11 protein-coding genes are annotated in these 16251 nt (G+C 74.0%); 5 read left to right on the forward strand and 6 right to left on the reverse strand.

Features of this window, described 5'->3' with window-relative positions; genetic code table 11:
- Positions 1–6: 6 nt before the first annotated feature.
- On the reverse strand, positions 7–1455 hold the full coding sequence (locus HD593_RS21215; protein WP_185103878.1) for an AMP-binding protein: 1449 nt from the start codon (positions 1453–1455) through the stop codon (positions 7–9).
- A gap of 258 nt (positions 1456–1713) precedes the next feature.
- On the opposite strand from HD593_RS21215, the gene HD593_RS21220 reads away from it, so the two are divergent.
- Both HD593_RS21220 and HD593_RS21225 read left to right on the forward strand, forming a co-directional pair.
- Positions 1714–3930 carry a glycoside hydrolase domain-containing protein gene (locus HD593_RS21220; RefSeq protein WP_312904446.1) on the forward strand — a complete coding sequence of 739 codons (2217 nt, stop codon included), beginning with the start codon at positions 1714–1716 and terminating at the stop codon, positions 3928–3930.
- The gene (locus tag HD593_RS21225) at positions 3927–5201 is read left to right on the forward strand and encodes a glycosyltransferase (protein WP_185103879.1); all 1275 of its coding nucleotides are present in this window, start codon (positions 3927–3929) and stop codon (positions 5199–5201) included. Before HD593_RS21220 ends, HD593_RS21225 begins: the two co-directional genes overlap by 4 nt.
- A gap of 48 nt (positions 5202–5249) precedes the next feature.
- Here the strand turns inward: HD593_RS21225 and HD593_RS21230 are convergent, their stop codons facing one another.
- Positions 5250–7535, reverse strand: coding sequence for an esterase-like activity of phytase family protein (locus HD593_RS21230; RefSeq protein ID WP_221524869.1), 2286 nt, complete (start codon positions 7533–7535; stop codon positions 5250–5252).
- A gap of 222 nt (positions 7536–7757) precedes the next feature.
- Here HD593_RS21230 and HD593_RS21235 point away from each other — a divergent pair, with 222 nt between their 5' ends.
- The 3 genes from HD593_RS21235 to HD593_RS21245 all read left to right on the forward strand — a co-directional run bounded on the left by HD593_RS21235 (position 7758) and on the right by HD593_RS21245 (position 12108).
- Complete coding sequence (locus HD593_RS21235) at positions 7758–10343, forward strand: CBM35 domain-containing protein (protein ID WP_185103880.1); 2586 nt, start codon at positions 7758–7760, stop codon at positions 10341–10343.
- Between the two features lie 175 nt (positions 10344–10518).
- Positions 10519–11163: a TetR/AcrR family transcriptional regulator gene (locus tag HD593_RS21240; RefSeq protein WP_185103881.1), complete on the forward strand. Its 645-nt coding sequence runs from the start codon at positions 10519–10521 to the stop codon at positions 11161–11163.
- Positions 11164–11478: 315 nt separating this feature from the next.
- A complete protein-coding gene (locus HD593_RS21245; protein ID WP_185103882.1) occupies positions 11479–12108 on the forward strand; it encodes a TetR/AcrR family transcriptional regulator in 630 nt (209 codons plus the stop codon).
- 87 nt (positions 12109–12195) lie between these two features.
- Here HD593_RS21245 and HD593_RS21250 read toward each other — a convergent pair whose 3' ends face one another.
- The 4 genes from HD593_RS21250 to paaE are packed head-to-tail and all read right to left on the reverse strand — an operon-like array spanning position 12196 to position 16248.
- Positions 12196–13044 (reverse strand): 3-hydroxyacyl-CoA dehydrogenase family protein, encoded by an 849-nt coding sequence (locus HD593_RS21250; protein ID WP_185103883.1) that lies wholly within the window; start codon positions 13042–13044, stop codon positions 12196–12198.
- On the reverse strand, positions 13041–13853 hold the full coding sequence (locus tag HD593_RS21255) for an enoyl-CoA hydratase/isomerase family protein (RefSeq protein WP_185103884.1): 813 nt from the start codon (positions 13851–13853) through the stop codon (positions 13041–13043). The genes HD593_RS21250 and HD593_RS21255 overlap by 4 nt, the downstream gene beginning before the upstream one ends.
- Entirely contained in the window at positions 13850–15118 is a 1269-nt protein-coding gene (locus HD593_RS21260; protein WP_185103885.1) for a thiolase family protein, read from the reverse strand. The genes HD593_RS21255 and HD593_RS21260 overlap by 4 nt, the downstream gene beginning before the upstream one ends.
- A gap of 47 nt (positions 15119–15165) precedes the next feature.
- On the reverse strand, positions 15166–16248 hold the full coding sequence (paaE, locus tag HD593_RS21265; protein WP_185103886.1) for a 1,2-phenylacetyl-CoA epoxidase subunit PaaE: 1083 nt from the start codon (positions 16246–16248) through the stop codon (positions 15166–15168).
- Between the last annotated feature and the right edge of the window lie 3 nt (positions 16249–16251).

Consider the following 16251-nt stretch of genomic DNA (forward strand, 5'->3'; position numbering starts at 1 on the left):
GCGGATCTACCCCTGCCGGTCGGCGCGCCCCAGCACGGTCACGACGCCATCGGGCTCCAGGCGCGCCAGGTCGCCGGTCCGCAGCAGCGTGGCGCCGTCACCCCACGGGTGCGGGATCCAGCGCTCGGCGGTCAGCATCGGCCTGTCGCGGTAGCCGCGCCCGATCGACGGCCCGCCGACGAGCAGCTCGCCCACCTCGCCCACGCCGACGAGCGCGCAGTCGCGGTCCACGAGGTAGGCCTCGACGTTGTCGATCGGCCTGCCGGCCGGAACCCGGCTGCCGGGCTCCTCGCCGCCCGTCAGCCAGTGGCAGAAGCAGCCGTGTGCCTCGGCCGGCCCGTAGTGGCTGACCACCACGCGATCGGGGTCGGCCCGCATCCACGCGCGCAGCTCGGGGCCGAAGGTCAGCGGCTCGCCGCCCACGATGAGCTGCCGGGCCAGGCCGCTGTCCGGGACGCCGCGGGCCGTCATCACGCCCACGTGCGCGGGCGTCAGCTCCAGGAGGCCGCCCGGGGCCGTGCGCGACAGCTCCAGCAGCGCGCCGGCCGTCGCGCCGTCCGGGGCGATGACGACAGGCCAGCCGGCCAGCAGCGGGGCGAAGATCATCGTCAGGGAGCCGGGCAGGAACAGCGGGGCGCTGAGGAAGGTGACCTCGCCCGGGTGGTGGGCGAAGGCCGCACGGCACCAGAGGGCGTGGTTGACCAGCTGCCGGTGCGTGCACTCGACGCCCGCCGGCTCGCTGGAGGGGTAGAAGACGCAGGCGAGGCTCGCTGCCGACGACCGGCGCGGCGCCGCCGTGGCCGAGGCGGCCCGCTCCTTCAGCGCCGACAGCGTCAGCACGGTGCCGCCGTGCCCGCGTACCTGCTCCGCCAGCTCGTCGGTGGTCACGGTGACGGCGGCGCCGCAGTCGGCCAGGATCGCCTGGAGGCGCTGGGGCGGGTCGTCGCACGAGAGCGGGACGTACGCGCCGCCGGCCTCCAGCACGGCCACGATCGCGATCAGCGCCTCGACGCCGCGCGGCAGGAGCACCGCGACCGGCACCTCAGGCCCGCACCCTGCCTCCACCAGGACGCGCGCCCACGCGGCGGCGGCGTCCAGCAGCTCGCCCCGCGTCACCCGCTCGGTGCCGCACCGCGCGGCCAGCCGGTCGCGCGGCAGGTCCTGCGCCCTGATCAGGGCGGTGATGGAGGTGTCGGGCACCGCGCGCAGGGGCCCGCGCAGCGCGCTGGCGCCCGTCGCCCTGCCGCCGCCCGCGCCGCTCTGCCACCCGCCGTCGAGCGGCGGCTCCTGCCACCTGGCATCGATCTCCTCCAGGCACGCGCGCCGCGACCCCGCGAAGCCCTTCGCGCTCCAGCCGGGCGGCAGGGGCGAGGTCACCGGCCAGACGGACTGCCGGCCGCGAGCGTTGATCACGACCTGGAAGGTCACCTCGTCGTAGCCATCCCACAACGCCATGTTCCTGGGCATGCGTCTGAGCCCCCAAGGCGAGAATGTGTGCCGCCACGTCGATCGACCTGGTGATTCGCGAGAGGTCCCCCTGAGCGCGGCAGAGATCAACAATCGACAGGCACATGACAGCACACCCCCTTCCCCCGGTCAAGACATGGAAACGGTCAAGAGACGGCCACGCCGCCGAGGAGTTCATCTCGCCGAAACCTACAGGGGCGGCGCGCTGGATAGAGTCCCGCCATCCTCGACAACGTTGACCCCTTCATCGGAACGGCGGCGACGGACCTGCCACGCGCGCGCGGTCTCGCCGCCACCTGGTGGTGGCCGAAACCGCAGGTGGGCAACACCCACCCCGGCGCCACGTCGCCGCTCGGCATGGTGTCCGCCTGCGCCTACTCCGGTGCGTACCCGACGGGGTACGGCCGGTACGCCAAGAACACCGAGGGCGTGCCCGAGGAGATGTTCGAGCGGCTGCAGGCCTCCGGCTTCACCCACTTCCAGCAGTCCGGCACCGGCGCCATCCGCAAGTACTACAACTACGTCCGCGTCACCCCGATGGTGCAGCCGCTCGACGTGCTCGGCGAGTCCTGGCCGCTGTACGACGAGGCCGCCAGGGCCGGCTACTACGCCGCCACCCTGGACACCGGCATCCGCTGCGAGCTCACCGTCGGCACCAAGGTCGCCGTGCACCGCTACACCTTCCCCGCGCACAACAGCGCCCGCGTGGTGATCGACCTGTCCTGCGGCGGCCTGGCCATCGACCTCGGCCGGACCGTCCCGGTACGCGCCCAGGTCGAGAGCATGGGCCACGGCCGCGCCCAGGGCACGGTGGTGATGGAGGGCGTCCCGCTGTCGGTGTACGTCGAGGTCGACAGCCCCGGCTGGCGGCAGATGCTCTGGTACGACCGCCGCCTCATCGACGGCGGCACCCGGCTCGACTTCGACAGCATCCGGCACACCACGCTGCGGCCCTTCGGCATGCTCTTCATGGGCCCCGCGGCGCCGGGACAGGCCGTCGAGGTGCGGATGGGGTTCTCGCTGCGCGGCTGCGACCAGGCCCGCCAGAACCTGGAGCGCGAGTGCGGGCACACCGGGCAGGCCTTCGACGCGGTGCTCGCGCGCACCCGCTCCCGCTGGGCGGGGCACCTGGACCGCGTCCAGGTCGAGGGCGGCACGCCCGCCCGCCGTACCGTGCTGGCCACGTCCCTCTACCACGCGCTGATCAAGCCGTGCTTCGCCGACGACGAGAGCCCGTTCTGGCCCACCCCGGGCCCGTTCGCGTTCGACGTGTGCACCATGTGGGACATCTACAAGACCCAGCTCCCGCTGCTGGCCGCCATCGCCCCCGGCCGGGCCGCGGACCTGCTGGAGTCGCTGATCAGGGTCTGCGAGGAGGAGGGCAACTTCCCCATCGGCTACCGCATGTCGCGCGGCGCCGACCGGTTCTTCCGCCAGGCCAGCGCGCTCGCCCACACCGCGCTCGCCGACGCCCACGCGCTCGGCAGGGCGGAGCTCGACTGGAGCTGGGCGCTCGTGCACATGGTCGGCGACCTGCGCCGCGGGTACGGCGAGGACTTCTACGAGCGCGGCGTCGTGCACCCGATCACCCACACCCTCGACCTCGCCTACGCCCACCACTGCACCGCCCAGGTCGCCCGCGCGCTCAACGACGGCGGCCTGGCCGACGACCTGGAGGAACGCGGCCGGCAGTGGCGCAACGCCTTCGACCCCGGCACGGGCCTGCTGCGCGACTCGGAGTTCTACGAGGGCGGCAAGTGGAACTACTCCTTCCGGCTGCTGCACGACATGGCCGCGCGCATCGCCCTGGCCGGCGGCGACCGCGCGTTCGTCGACAGGCTCGACCGGTTCTTCGGCTACGGCGCCGAACCCGTGGACCGGCCGGGCCGCCGCCCGCGGCCGGCGGAGATGGCCGCCGGGTACGCGCTCGACCGCTTCGAGGGGCTCAACAACGAGCCCGACATGGAGGCCCCGTGGGCCTACCACTACGCCGGCCGGCCCGACCGCACGGCCGAGGTGGTGCACGCCGCGCTGACCTGGCAGTTCGGCACCGGCCCCGGCGGCCTGCCCGGCAACGACGACTCCGGCGGCCTCAGCTCCTGGTACGTCTGGGCGTCCCTGGGACTGTTCCCCGTCGCGGGCCAGAACCTGTTCCTCGTCAACGCCCCCGCCTTCTCCCGCGCCGTGCTCAGGGCGGGCGGCAACGAGTTCGTCATCGAGACCAGCGGGCACCGCGAGACCCCCATCGGCGTGGAGGGCCTCGACCGTGACCCGTCGGCGCAGTACGTCCAGGAGGCCACGCTCAACGGCAAACCCCTGCACGCGGCGCACCTCAGCGCCACCACCGTGCACCAGGGCGGGCTGCTGCGCCTGCGGCTGGGCCCGGAGCCGTCCGCGTGGGGGCGCGGGCTCCGCCCGCCGTCCCTGTCCGATCCGCTCCCGACACCGGAGGAAACGCGATGACTCACCTCCCCCGCCGTCTCGTCATCGTGGTCAGGGCCGACCCGGTCATCTGCGGCCATTCCGGCGAAGCGCGCAACCTCGCCGAGGTCGCGCTGACCCGCGGGTTCGCCGACGTACGGCTGCTGACCTGGCCCATCCCGGCGCTGCGGGCGGCGGGGCTGCCGCTCAAGCCGCTGGACCGGCTGCTGCCGTACAGCGAGGGGATCACCGTGGAACGGCCGGAGCCGGTCGGCGACTACCGGGTGCCCGACGGGCGCTACCAGGCCGGGCTCACCGGCCGGCTCGTCGAGCTGCTGGCCGAGCCGTACGCCACGGTCTGCCTGTCCATGTACCTGGCGCCGCACACGCCGGTCGTCGTGGACGCGGTCGCCGCCGCCCGCGCGGCCGGGTTCGCGCCCGGCGTGCGCACCGTCGCCAAGGCGGTCGGCTCCGACGTGACCAACGTGATCAGATCATGCCTGCGCGAGGGCCGGTTCGGCGCGGCGACCGTGCTGTTCACCACGTTCCTGGCCAACGACGAGGTCGTCGCCGTCTCCGACTACACCAGGCAGGAGATCGTCGCCTCGGCCGAGCAGGTGGACGCGCGCTGCGGCACCGCCTTCGCCGAGCAGTGCCGGCGTCGCGTCACCGTCAGCTACCCGCCGATCGACGCCTCCGCCTTCCTCGACCTGGACCCGGCGTCGGTGCCGGACGCGCTGGCCCGGCGCGGCCTGGAGCGCGACGGGTACATCCTGTTCCTGTCGCGGGTGACCAAGGCGAAGGGGATCGACGACCTGCTCGCCGCCTACCGGCGGATGCGCTGCCGGTCGCGGGTGAAGCTGGTCGTCGCCGGCACCGGGCCCATGCTGGAGCAGGCGCGGGCCCTGGCCGCGGGCGGCGACCGCGTGGTCTTCCTCACCGACGTGGACGACCGCGAGAAGGCGCTGCTCATGCGGGGCTGCGCGGCGTACGTGCTGCCCACCAAGCCCGAGCCCGACTTCGTCGAGACGTTCGGCATCGCGCTGGCCGAGAAGATGCTGGCCGGCGGCGGGCCCATCGTCACCACCCCGACGGGCGGCACGCTGGAGGCGGTCGGCGACACCGCCGTCATCGTCCCGCCCGGTGACGCCGCCGCGCTGGCGCAGGCCGTGGACCGGGTGGTCATGGAGCTGTCCGCCGGGGAGCGGCACGATCTGGAGGTGCGGGCCCGTACCCGGGCGATGGCCTTCGACCGGGCCGCGGTGTTCGACGGGCTGTTCCCGCAGGAACCGACCGCGCTCGGCGCCGCCTGACCGGACGGGCGGGAGCCGGTCGCGGGGCATGCGGCCGGCTCCGCTGGATCAGCCGCGCAGGCCGGGCACGTCGATGACGATCACCTCGGTGTCGTCGGCCCTGCCGGGGATGCGGCCGTCGTTGCCCGGGAAGTTGTTGTCGTTGGCGACCACCACCCGGTCGCCGCCCAGCGGCAGCACCGACTCCACCGACTGCAGGGGGAAGGAGAACAGCGGCCCCACCCCGTACTCGCCGGGTCTGGCGGGCGTGGAGACGCCCTTCGGGTCGGCGATGCGCAGCAGGTCCACGGCGGTACGGCGGGGCAGCACCCCGTCCTGCCCCGCGGCGTCGAGGTCGGTGACGACCAGCCGCTTGACCCGGGAGCTCGGCCCCATCTCGTTGTCCCGCTCGATCAGCATTAGCCGCCGGCCGTCGAGCACCGCCGCGTCGCCGACGAGCAGCCCGGGCTCGTCCGCCCGGAAGGTCCAGGTACGTCCGGTGTAGGCCGACTTGCGCACGTCGAACTCGTAGACCACGCGCCGCCGCTGGTCGGCGTCGCCGGTCCTGGCGCCCTCCAGGATCGGGTACAACGTCCAGCCGTCCGTGCTCGCCGCCACGGCCTCGAACCCGCGGCTGGCCGGCAGCGTCGGGCTCTCGCCGGCGGCCAGGTCGGGCGACTGCGGCGACTTGGTGCCGTCCGGCAGCGGGATCGGCGCCTGCAGCACCTTGCCGGTGCGGTCGGTCCGCACCAGGTACGGCCCGAACTCCTCGCCGATCCACAGGTCGCCGCGCGCGTCCCAGGCCAGCGACTCGATGTCGAAGTCGGCCCCGGTCAGCAGCCGGTCGGCGGTGTCCTGGTTGACGATGGGGAACGGCACCTTGCGGTCAGGGTCGCGGAAACCGATGTGGGAGCGTACGCGGACCTCGCCGGAACGATTGTCCGGCTCGATGACGTACGCGCGCAGCAGGAAGTCCGCCGAGTTGTTCTTCGCGCCGAACCCGTTGTCCGGCATGGCGAGCAGGCGGCTCGCGGAGCGGGAGCGCGGCGTGGCCGGGATCACGGCGGAGAAGCCGGGGATCGGCTGGCCGGCGAACGGCGGGGTGACCCCGTTGACGGTGGCCGGCGGGAGCTGCGTGCCCGACGTGGGGCCGGGCTGGTAGTCCGTCGCGGACAGCAGCGCCCGCCCCGTCAGCCTGGCCTCGTCCGGCAGGCGGACGCTCAGCGCGTACAGGCGGGTGGTCTGCGCCGCGTTGTTGTTGTCGTCGGAGACGAGGTAGAGCGTGCGGCGGTCACCGGACAGGCGTTCGCCCAGCGCCATGCCCTCGATGTTGTCCAGCAGCGGGTTCGGCTGCGGCTGCTCGGCGGTGGCCCCGGACGGCGGGCAGTCGACCAGGTCGGCGAGCAGCTGCTTGCCCACCCAGGAACGCTGGTCGGTGACGGTGGACAGGGACTCGGCGCCGGACACGTCGGCGGCGCCGGTGGCGGAGACCCGGTACACCCGCACGGTGTTGCCCACGCCGGAGGTGAAGCCACGTTCCAGGGACAGCAGCTGCCCGTCGGCGAGCGCCACCAGCTCGACGAGCCCGAGCCCCGGGTCGGTGCGGTAGGCGTGCTGGGCGGCGGGCGTGTACGCGCCGCCGGGCCCGGCCTCGTAGCGCAGGATCCGCTGCAGGCCGCGGCCCTCGGCGTCGCGGCCGTCGGCGGACAGCGGCCCCTCCATGCCGGCGTACAGCACGCGGCCGTCGGGCGTGGCGGCCAGCGCCTCGAACGTCTGGTTGGTCGCCGCCTGGCCGGCCGGGGCGACCCGGAACCGCTGCGGCACCTGCAGCTCGGCGACCTGGCGGCCGTCGGAGAGCCGGAAGCGCCTGATCGACGGCTCGGTTTCGGAACTGGCCAGCACGGTGCGGCCGCCGCGTTCCGCGACGAGCCCCTCGCCGTCGAAGTCGGCCCCCGTGTACGGCGTGCCGTCCGGCCGCCGCAGCGTCGTCATCCCGCGTACCTCGGCCGACAGGCGCCCGCCCCGGCCGGAGTCGAGGCCGAGGTCGTACAGGCGGGCGGGGGTGGTGCCGGCGTTGTCGGCCAGCGCCAGGGCCCGCGACGAGCGGGTGAGCGCGAGGGCGGACAGCCCGCCGACGGGCGTGCCCTCGAACGTCGTCTTGTCCAGGCTGTCGGTGAAGCCGAGCAGGGAGACGTCGGCCGAGCAGCGGGCGCCGGCCGGGGAACGCTCTGTCGTCACCACGCCGGCCGGGGAACGCTCTGACGTCACCGCGCCGGCCGCGGGGACGGCCGCGCCGAGCAGGGCGAGGGCCGCCGCGGCCGCGAGGGCCGGCGCGGCCCGCCGTGTGCTGCGCACAAGTACCTCCGGAGGTCTGAATGGCTTTCCGGATGATCGAAGCCCCCGCAGCCCGCCAGTGTAGAACCGGACCTCGAACTTCTCGTGAACAGCGGCTGTATCCGGATCGGTGCCAGGAACCTGCGCGTAACGATCCGGTGACGAGGGCTTCCGCCGCACTGTGTGACCGGTCACAGTAAGGCAAGCGTGTGACCGGTCACACAAACCTGCGAGAGGACTCCCATGCACCGACTCCGGCTGACCGGGCGAGCCGTCACCGTGGCCGCCGTCCTGGCGTTAGCCTCCTCGACCATGACCCCCGCCCGTGCCGCGGCCGCCCCCGACGTGGTCGCCGTGGACTTCGCCCAGCGCACCGGGCCTGTCCACGGCGGCGCGACCGGCATGCTGTACGGCCTGTCGGACCCGGGCGTGCCCGGAGACTCCCTGCTCGCCGGCGCCCGGCCGCGTACCGTCGCGCAGAAGGCCCCCGACGGCGACCAGCACCCCAACGGCGACGCGCTCGTGGTCGCGGACGGCTTCCTCGCCGCCGGCGGCGAGGAGATCGTCGTCTACATGCAGGACGTCTACAGCCGCTGGCCGTACGAGAACCTGGGCATCGACGACTACCTCGCCAAGGTCGACACCATGGTGCGCAAGGTCGTCCGCGAGCGGCCGGCGGACAAGGACAGGTTCGTCTGGGTGCCGTTCAACGAGCCCGACTGGATCTGGTACCAGGACTGGGACGCGCTCAAGGAGAAGTTCTTCGGCGACTGGAAGGCCGTCGTCGAGCGCATCCGCTCCATCGACCCCCAGGCCAGGATCGTCGGCCCGAACGAGGCCCGGTACAACCCCGGCCGCCTGCGCGACTTCCTCACCTGGGCCAAGGGCGCCACCTGCGGCGGCGGCGACTGCCTGCCCGACATCATGGCCTGGCACGAGCTGTCGCGCGACAGCCTCGCCGGCTACCGCGGCCACCACGAGCACTACCGCGCCCTCGAACGCGAGCTGGGCATCGGCCCGCTGCCCGTCAACATCGACGAGTACGGCAACCGGCGCGACATGTCCGTCCCCGGCCAGCTGGTCCAGTGGATCTCCATGTTCGAGGACACCAAGGTCGACGCCGACATGGCGTACTGGACCTATGCCGGCAACCTCGACGACCACGCCGTGCGCACCCGCCAGGCCAACGGCGGCTGGTGGCTGCTCAAGTGGTACGCCGACCTGACAGGGGAGACCGTCAGGGCCACCCCGCCGCACCCGAACGTCCCCGACACCGTCCAGGCCGTCGCGGCCGTCGACGAGCCCGCGCGGCGCGGCACCGTCCTGGCCGGCGGCGGTGCCCAGCCCGTCCGCCTCGACGTCACCGGCCTCGACCCGGCACTCTTCGGCAGGCAGGTCGACGTCGTCGTGTCGAAGACGACCTGGACAGGGTACGAGGGCGACGCGCTCAAGCCGCCCGTCGTCGCGGCGCGCCGCACCACCGCGCCCGGCGGGAAACTCCGCGTCGACCTTCCCGGAGGCGACGTCATGGCCGCCTACCGGGTGACCATCGTTCCGTCGAGCGGCCCGGCCCCCGCCATCGACGCGCCGTGGACGACGTCGATCGAGGCCGAGTCGGCCACCCTCGCCTCGGCCCAGGCCTACGACCAGGACACCACGGCCGACCCCCAGAAGTACGCCACCTCCGGCAAGCGCGACGTCGGCTCCATGAACCAGCCCGGCTCGGCCGTGACGTTTTCCGTCACCGTCCCGCGCGACGGCCGCTACCGTCTCGGCATCCACCACGGCACGAACAAGGTGCCCGGCAGGCACGCGCTGTTCGTCGACGGCGCCCTCGACCGGCTCGTGCAGTACTCGGCCACGCTCGGCTGGACCTACCGCGGCCGTACCGACGTCGAGATCGAGCTGACCGCCGGCACCCACCGGCTCTCCCTGCGCACCAGCGCCGACGGCACGACCCTGCTGCCCGGCAGCGACATCACCCTCGACAGGTTCGATCTCACCGAGATCACCGGGCCCGCGCGGGCGGCCTACCCGGCCGACGAGGCCCGGCTCTCCGGCGGCGCCCGGCTCACCCGCTCCGGCGCCGGTCCTGCCATCACCCTCGGCGGGGGCGCCCGCGCCACGTTCTTCGTCGCCGCCGGTCAGGACGGCTATCACGACCTGACCCTGTCGTACCGTTCCGGGCGGGCCGGCGACCTCGACGTGCGCATCGACGGGCGCGCCGTTCCCGGCGTGCGGGCGGCCCGGCCCGGTGACGGCGCCTCGCGCGTCCGGGTCTACCTGCCCGCCGGGATCTCGAAGGTCGAGGTCGGCGGCTTCGCGGGCCTGCACCTGCGCGAGCTGGTCACCGTACGGGCGGGGCAGGCGGACGCGGCGGTGCACCGGGTCGAGGCCGAGCAGGCGCGCCTGTCCGGTGCGGCTCGCGTGGTGGGTGCCGGGGGTGCGTCCAACGCCTCCGCCGGCGCGTACGTGGGCGAGCTCGGCAACGGCGCCGCCAGCACGATCACCCTGGACCGGCCCGCCGGGTTCGGGCCGGGGGAGTACGTGCTGGTGACGCATTACGCCAACGCCGACAGGAACACCGGGCACGCGTACAACACCGACGTCATCAGCCGGTTCCTCGACATCAGCGAGACCGGCGGCGGGACGGCGCGCGGCGTGTTCCGGCACAACTACGCCTGGGACAACTTCTGGCCCCAGGCCACCCCGCTCACCCTCACCACCGCGGACGGCGCCCTCGTCCTCGGCAACGCGAGCGCCTTCGGGCCCAACGTCGATCGGCTGGAGCTGGCCCGGTTCGTCCTCGAAGTGGACAACCGCGCCTAGCCACGCCGCCGGGACGCGGCCCCCCGGCGGGCGGCGTCCCGGCGGGCCGTGCCGGGCGGCCGGCTTGCGTAGGCTGTGCTACCGAGATGCCTCGCCGGCACGGCCGAGGACCCGCGGCGCCCTGTGGGGCGGGCCGTCGCGGGCTGCGCGACGTCCCCGGTGCGGTGAAGGAACGATGACCAGCAGGATGACCCGGGTCGAGCAGGTCAGCGCGACCCGGGAGGCGCTCCTGGCCGCCGCCGAGCGGCTGTTCGCCGAGCGCGGGGTGCACGCCGTCGGCAACCGCCAGATCAGCGAGGCCGCCGGCCAGGGCAACAACGCCGCCGTCACCTACCACTTCGGCGCCAAGGCCGACCTGATCCGCGCCATCGCCCGCAAGCACGCCGAGCAACTGGAGGGCACCCGCACCCGCATGATGGCGGGCATCGCCGGCTCCACCGACCTGCGCGACTGGGTCGCCTGCCTGGTCCGCCCGCTCACCGAGCACCTGGAGAGCCTCGGCAGCCCCACCTGGTACGCCCGCTTCACCGCCCAGGTCATGGCCGACCCCGCGCTCAACGCCATCATGGTCGACGAGGCCCTGACCGCCGCCCCCGTGCTGCGGCTCTTCCGCCACGGCCTGGACCGGTGCCTGCCGGATCTGCCCGCCGGCGTCCGGGTCGAGCGCGGCATCATGGCCCGCCACCTGATCGTGCAGATGTGCGCCGAACGTGAACGGGCCCTGGCCGGCCACGGCGCCACCTTCCGCCCCACCTGGTCCGCCACCGCCGACGGCCTCATCGACGCGATCGTCGCGATCTGGCGGGCACCCGTGTCATAGAACCGCATCCGGCGGCTGGGCCACGACCACGCCCGGCCTCTGCCGGATCACCAGCTCAGACGCCGGTCCGGGCTTCGGCCTTCTCGTCACAGGGGTGCTCGACGGGGTTCTGGCCGCAGCCTACGCCCTGCGCCGGGCCACGCAGCCCGCGGTCGCCGTCGTTCCATCCCCACCCCCGCTCCCCGCCGGGAAGCCATGACGAAGGGCGTGCAGGACGACGCCCGCGCCGAAAGCGACAGCACATCGCCAGGACCCGGCACGCGAGCGCCGGACCGCGCGGTCGGGGCGGTTCGCGGCGCGTGAGATGCTGCGGGGATGAGCACGACTGAACATGCCGAACCGGCCCCCCGCCGCAGGCGGGGCCGTCCAGGCCATGACCAGTCGGCGATCCTGCGCGCCGCCGTCGAGCTGTTCAACCGGCGTGGGTACGACGCCACGAGCATGGGCGACCTGGCCAAGGAGCTCGGCCTGACCAAGCCGGCCATCTACCACCACGTCACCAGCAAGGAGCAGCTGCTCGGCCAGGCGCTCGACGACGCGCTCGACGAGCTCACCTCCGTCGTGACCGAGGCGTCGCGCGAGCAGCCGGGGGCCGGTGCCTACCAGCGGCTGCGCGAAGTGGTGCGGCGCAGCGTGGAGGTGCTGGTCGCGCACCAGCCGTCCGTCACGCTCCTGCTGCGGGTGCGCGGCAACAGCGAGATCGAGCTGGCCGCGCTGGAACGGCGGCGCTGGCTCGACGACCGGCTGGCCGCGCTCGTCGCGGACGCCGTCGCCGAGGGCGCGCTGCGCGACGACGTGCCGCCCGCGCTGGTGAGCCGGCTGCTGTTCGGCATGGTGAACTCGCTGGTGGAGTGGTACCGGCCGGACGGCGCGTACGACCAGGCGATGGTGGCCGACGCGATCACCTCCATCGCCTTCGACGGCCTCGCCCGCCACGAGGCCTGAGCCGCCCCGGGTCCCGGTAGTCACGAGGCCTGAGCCGAACCGGGCCCCGACCGTCACAAGGCCTGAGCCGAACCGGCCCGGGCTGGATTACCAGGTGTAGAAGCCCTGCCCCGTCTTGCGGCCCAGGTGCCCGGCGGCGACGAGGCCGCGCAGGATGCGCGGCGGCTCGAAGCGGGGGCCGAGCTCGCGGGCCAGATGTTCGGCGATGGCGAGCCGCACGTCCAGGCCGACGAGGTCGGTGGTGCGCAGCGGCCCGACCGGGTGGCGGTAGCCGAGCGTCATCGCGGTGTCGATGTCGGCCGCGCTGGCCACCCCCTCCTCCAGCATCCGCATCGCCTCCAGCGCCAGGCACACGCCGAGCCGGCTGCTGGCGAAACCCGGCGAGTCCGTCACGGTGATCGGCGTCTTGCCGAGCGCCGCCACCCAGCCCTGCGCCCGCGTCAGCAGCTCGGGCTCCGTCCGCGGCCCCGCGACGATCTCCACGAGGTCGCTCACCGGGACGGGGTTGAAGAAGTGCAGGCCGAGGAAGCGGCCGGGCGCCGCCAGCCCGGCGGCGAGCCCCGCCAGTGACAGGCTGCTGGTGTTGGTGGCGAGCACCGCGCCGGGAGCCTGCTTCTCGGCGGCGGCCAGCACCTCGGCCTTCAGCGCCGCGTCCTCGGGAACGGCCTCGATCACCAGCTCGCAGCCGCTCAGCCCGGCGCGATCGGCGGTGGCGCGCAGCCGGGACGCCACCTCCTGCGCGGGCTCGGCGAGCGTGCCCTTCGCGGCGGCCTTGGCCAGGCTGTCACCGACCCTGTCGCGCGCCGCGGCGGCCGTCTCGGCGGAGCTCTCCACGATGACCACGTGGCCGCCCGCGACGAGGAACGCATGCGCGATGCCGGCACCCATCCGTCCGCCGCCGACGACTCCCACGGTCCTGGGCAGGTCAGCGTTCATCGGTTGCCTTCCTTCCGGTTGCGTCGCTCCAGGAACGCCGTCATGCGCGCCTGCTTCTCCTCGGTCTCGACCAGCACCGCCTGTGCCACGTCGTCCACGAACGGGTGCGCGTCGCGCGGGGCGTGGAAGACGGCCTTCATCAGCCGGGTCGCCAGCGGCGCCTGCGCCGCGATCCGGTCGGCCAGCAGGTGGCCGGTGGCGAGCAGGTTCTCCGGCTGCACGACCTCGTTGAGCAGGTGCACCGACAGCGCCTCCTCCGCCGTCAGCACGCGGCCCGCGAGCAGGATCTCCTTGGCCAGCGGCTCCCCGACGAGCTCGGCGAGCCGCCAGGCGGCGCCGGCGGCGGCGAGGATGCCGAGGCCGGTCTCGGGGTTGCCGATGCGGGTGCGCGGCGTGCCGATCCTGAAGTCGCAGGCGTAGGCGAGCTCGGCGCCGCCGCCGAGGGCGTAACCGTCGAGCAGGCCGATCGTCGGCATCGGCAGCCTGTGGATCCGGTCGAAGATCTTGGAGTTGATGCCGCGCAGCGCGTCGTCGCGGCCGCGCTCGCGGAGCTGGGCGATGTCCGCGCCTGCGGCGAAGGTGGTGCCCTCGCCGATGATCAGGACGAGCTTCGGCTCGTGCTCGACGGCGCTGCAGGCGTCGTGGAGGGCGCGTACCAGCTCGTGGTCGATCGCGTTGCGGACCTCGGGGCGGTTGAGCCGCCACACGACCCGGTCCCCGCCCTCCTCGACGACAAGACCCGACCCGCCGCCCGTCTCTCGCCTGCTGCTCGCGGCCGGTCCGCCGTGCTTCTCCTGTTCGCCGTTCATGGCCGCTCCACCAGGAGTGCGCTGCCCTGGCCGACGCCGACGCAGAGGGTGGCGAGGCCGCGGTGGGCGCCGGTGCGTTCGAGCCGGCCGAGGAGGGTGACGAGGATGCGGGCGCCGGAAGCGCCGAGCGGGTGGCCGAGGGCGATGGCGCCGCCGTCGGCGTTGACGCGTTCGAGGTCGAGGCCGAGATCGCGGACGCAGGCCAGCGACTGGGCGGCGAACGCCTCGTTGAGCTCGACGGCGTCGAGGTCGCCGACCTGCCAGCCTGCGCGTTCGAGCACCTTGCGGGTCGCGGGGACGGGACCGATCCCCATGATCTCGGGCGGGACCCCGGCGTGCGCGGCGGCCACGAGCCGGGCGCGCGGCGTCAGGCCGTGCCGCTCCAGGAAGCGTTCGCTCACCACGACGACGGCCGCGGCGCCGTCGTTGAGCGAGCTGGAGTTGCCCGCGGTGATGACGCCGCCCGGGCCGTGGATCGGGCGCAGGCGGGCCAGCCGCTCCATGCTGGTGTCCGCCCGGGGCCCCTCGTCGGCCTCGACCACGTCCTCACCGGCCAGGCCCTTCCCGGCCGGGCTCGCGCCGGCCGCGCCCGTTTGAGCCGCGCCCGTGCCGGCCGGGCGCTTCCCTGCGGCGCCCGGGCCGACCGGGACGGGGACGATCTCGTCCGCGAACCGGCCTTCCTTGATCGCCGCGACCGCCCGCTGGTGGGAGCGGAGGGCGAACGCGTCGAGCTCGTCGCGGGTGAGCCGCCACCGCTCGGCCACCGTCTCGGCGGTCTGCGGCATCGAGGCGGTCGTGGCGGCGTCGAAGCGCGGGTTGGTGAAACGCCAGCCGATGGAGGTGTCGAAGGACGCGCCCGGCTTGGCGAACGCCTTGGCCGGCTTCTCCATCACCCACGGCGCCCTGGTCATCGACTCCACGCCGCCCGCGACGACGACGTCGGCGTCCCCGGCGGCGATGAGGGCGCGGGCGGTGGTGACCGCGGTGAGCCCGGAGGCGCAGAGCCGGTTGACGGTGAAGCCGGGCACCGAGTCGGGCAGGCCCGCCAGGAGGGCGGCCATGCGAGCCACGTTGCGGTTGTCCTCACCGGCCTGGTTGGCCGCGCCCAGCACCACCTCGTCCACCAGGTCGGGGGCGATCCCGGCGCGGGCGACGGCCTCCCGTACGACGAGGGCGGCCAGGTCGTCGGGGCGGACGTGGGCGAGCGCGCCGCCGTAACGGCCTATCGGCGTCCGCACGCCGGAGACGACGAAGGATTCGGGCACGTGCAGCTCCTGTGATCGTTGAACGGTGCGGTGGTCGTACGGGTCGGTCAGGCGTCGTAGTCGACGGTCACCTGCTCCCCTACCGGGTACGTCTGGCAGGTGAGCACGAAGCCGGCGGCGACCTCGGCCGGTTCGAGCGCGTAGTTGCGGCGCATGTCGACCTCACCTTCCCGTACGACGGCGCGGCACGTCCCGCAGACCCCGCCCTTGCAGGCGAACGGCAGGTCACCACGACCGGCCTGGGCGCCGTCGAGCAGGGTCGTCTCGCGGGAGACCGTGGAGGTGGTCCGCAGGCCGTCGAGCACGATGGTCAGCTCCGTCGTGGCGCCGGAGAGCTCGTTCGCGGCGCGGCGGGGCGGCGGGGGAGGGGCGTCGGCGTAGAAGAGCTCGACGTGCACCCGGTCGCGCGGCACGCCCAGCTCGGCGAGTACCGTCCGGGCCTCCTCGACCATCTGGAGCGGCCCGCACAACCAGACGTGGTCGAACACCTCCACCGGGACGAGACCGGTCAGCAGCCGGCGCAGCCGGTCGCCGTCGAGCCGCCCCGACAGCAGCTCGACGTCGCGCGGCTCCCGCGAGAGCGTGTGCACGACCTGGAGCCGCGGGCCGTAGCGGTTCTTCAGGTCACCGAGCTCCTCGGCGAACATGACGGTGCGGCTGGTGCGGTTGCCGTACAGGAGAGAGACCTGCGCGCCGGGATGGGTGAGCACCGTCGAGGCGACCGACAACATCGGCGTGATGCCCGAGCCGGCGGCGACGCACAGGTGCCGCTCGCCCAGCTCGGGATCGGCCCGCCAGGAGCCGGTGGGCGGCTGCACCTCGATCACGGTGCCTGGCCGCACCTCGTGCACGAGCCACGAGGAGAACAGGCCGCCGGGGATCTCCCTGACGCCGATGCGCGGCGCGGCGCCGGCGGGGGCGCAGATCGAGTACGAGCGGCGGTGCTCGCGGCCGTCGATGACGCGGCGCAGGGTGAGCGACTGGCCGGCTCCGAACGCGTACGCGTCGCGCAGCTCGCCGGGGACGGCGAAGGTGATCGCGGCGGCGTCCTCGCACAGCCGGTCCACGGCCGCCACGGTCAGCGGGTGGAAGACGGCGGCCCTGGACGGGGCGGGCGCGAGCGTGGTCATCGG

Source organism: Nonomuraea rubra, from assembly GCF_014207985.1.
Lineage (GTDB): Bacteria > Actinomycetota > Actinomycetes > Streptosporangiales > Streptosporangiaceae > Nonomuraea > Nonomuraea rubra.

Coding starts and splice junctions, on each gene's coding strand:
- HD593_RS21215 (WP_185103878.1), bottom strand. CDS start 1,455: ATGGCGTTGTGGGATGGCTACGACGAGGTGACCTTCCAGGTCGTGATC.
- HD593_RS21225 (WP_185103879.1), top strand. CDS start 3,927: ATGACTCACCTCCCCCGCCGTCTCGTCATCGTGGTCAGGGCCGACCCG.
- HD593_RS21235 (WP_185103880.1), top strand. CDS start 7,758: ATGCACCGACTCCGGCTGACCGGGCGAGCCGTCACCGTGGCCGCCGTC.
- HD593_RS21240 (WP_185103881.1), top strand. CDS start 10,519: ATGACCAGCAGGATGACCCGGGTCGAGCAGGTCAGCGCGACCCGGGAG.
- HD593_RS21245 (WP_185103882.1), top strand. CDS start 11,479: ATGAGCACGACTGAACATGCCGAACCGGCCCCCCGCCGCAGGCGGGGC.
- HD593_RS21250 (WP_185103883.1), bottom strand. CDS start 13,044: ATGAACGCTGACCTGCCCAGGACCGTGGGAGTCGTCGGCGGCGGACGG.
- HD593_RS21255 (WP_185103884.1), bottom strand. CDS start 13,853: ATGAACGGCGAACAGGAGAAGCACGGCGGACCGGCCGCGAGCAGCAGG.
- paaE (WP_185103886.1), bottom strand. CDS start 16,248: ATGACCACGCTCGCGCCCGCCCCGTCCAGGGCCGCCGTCTTCCACCCG.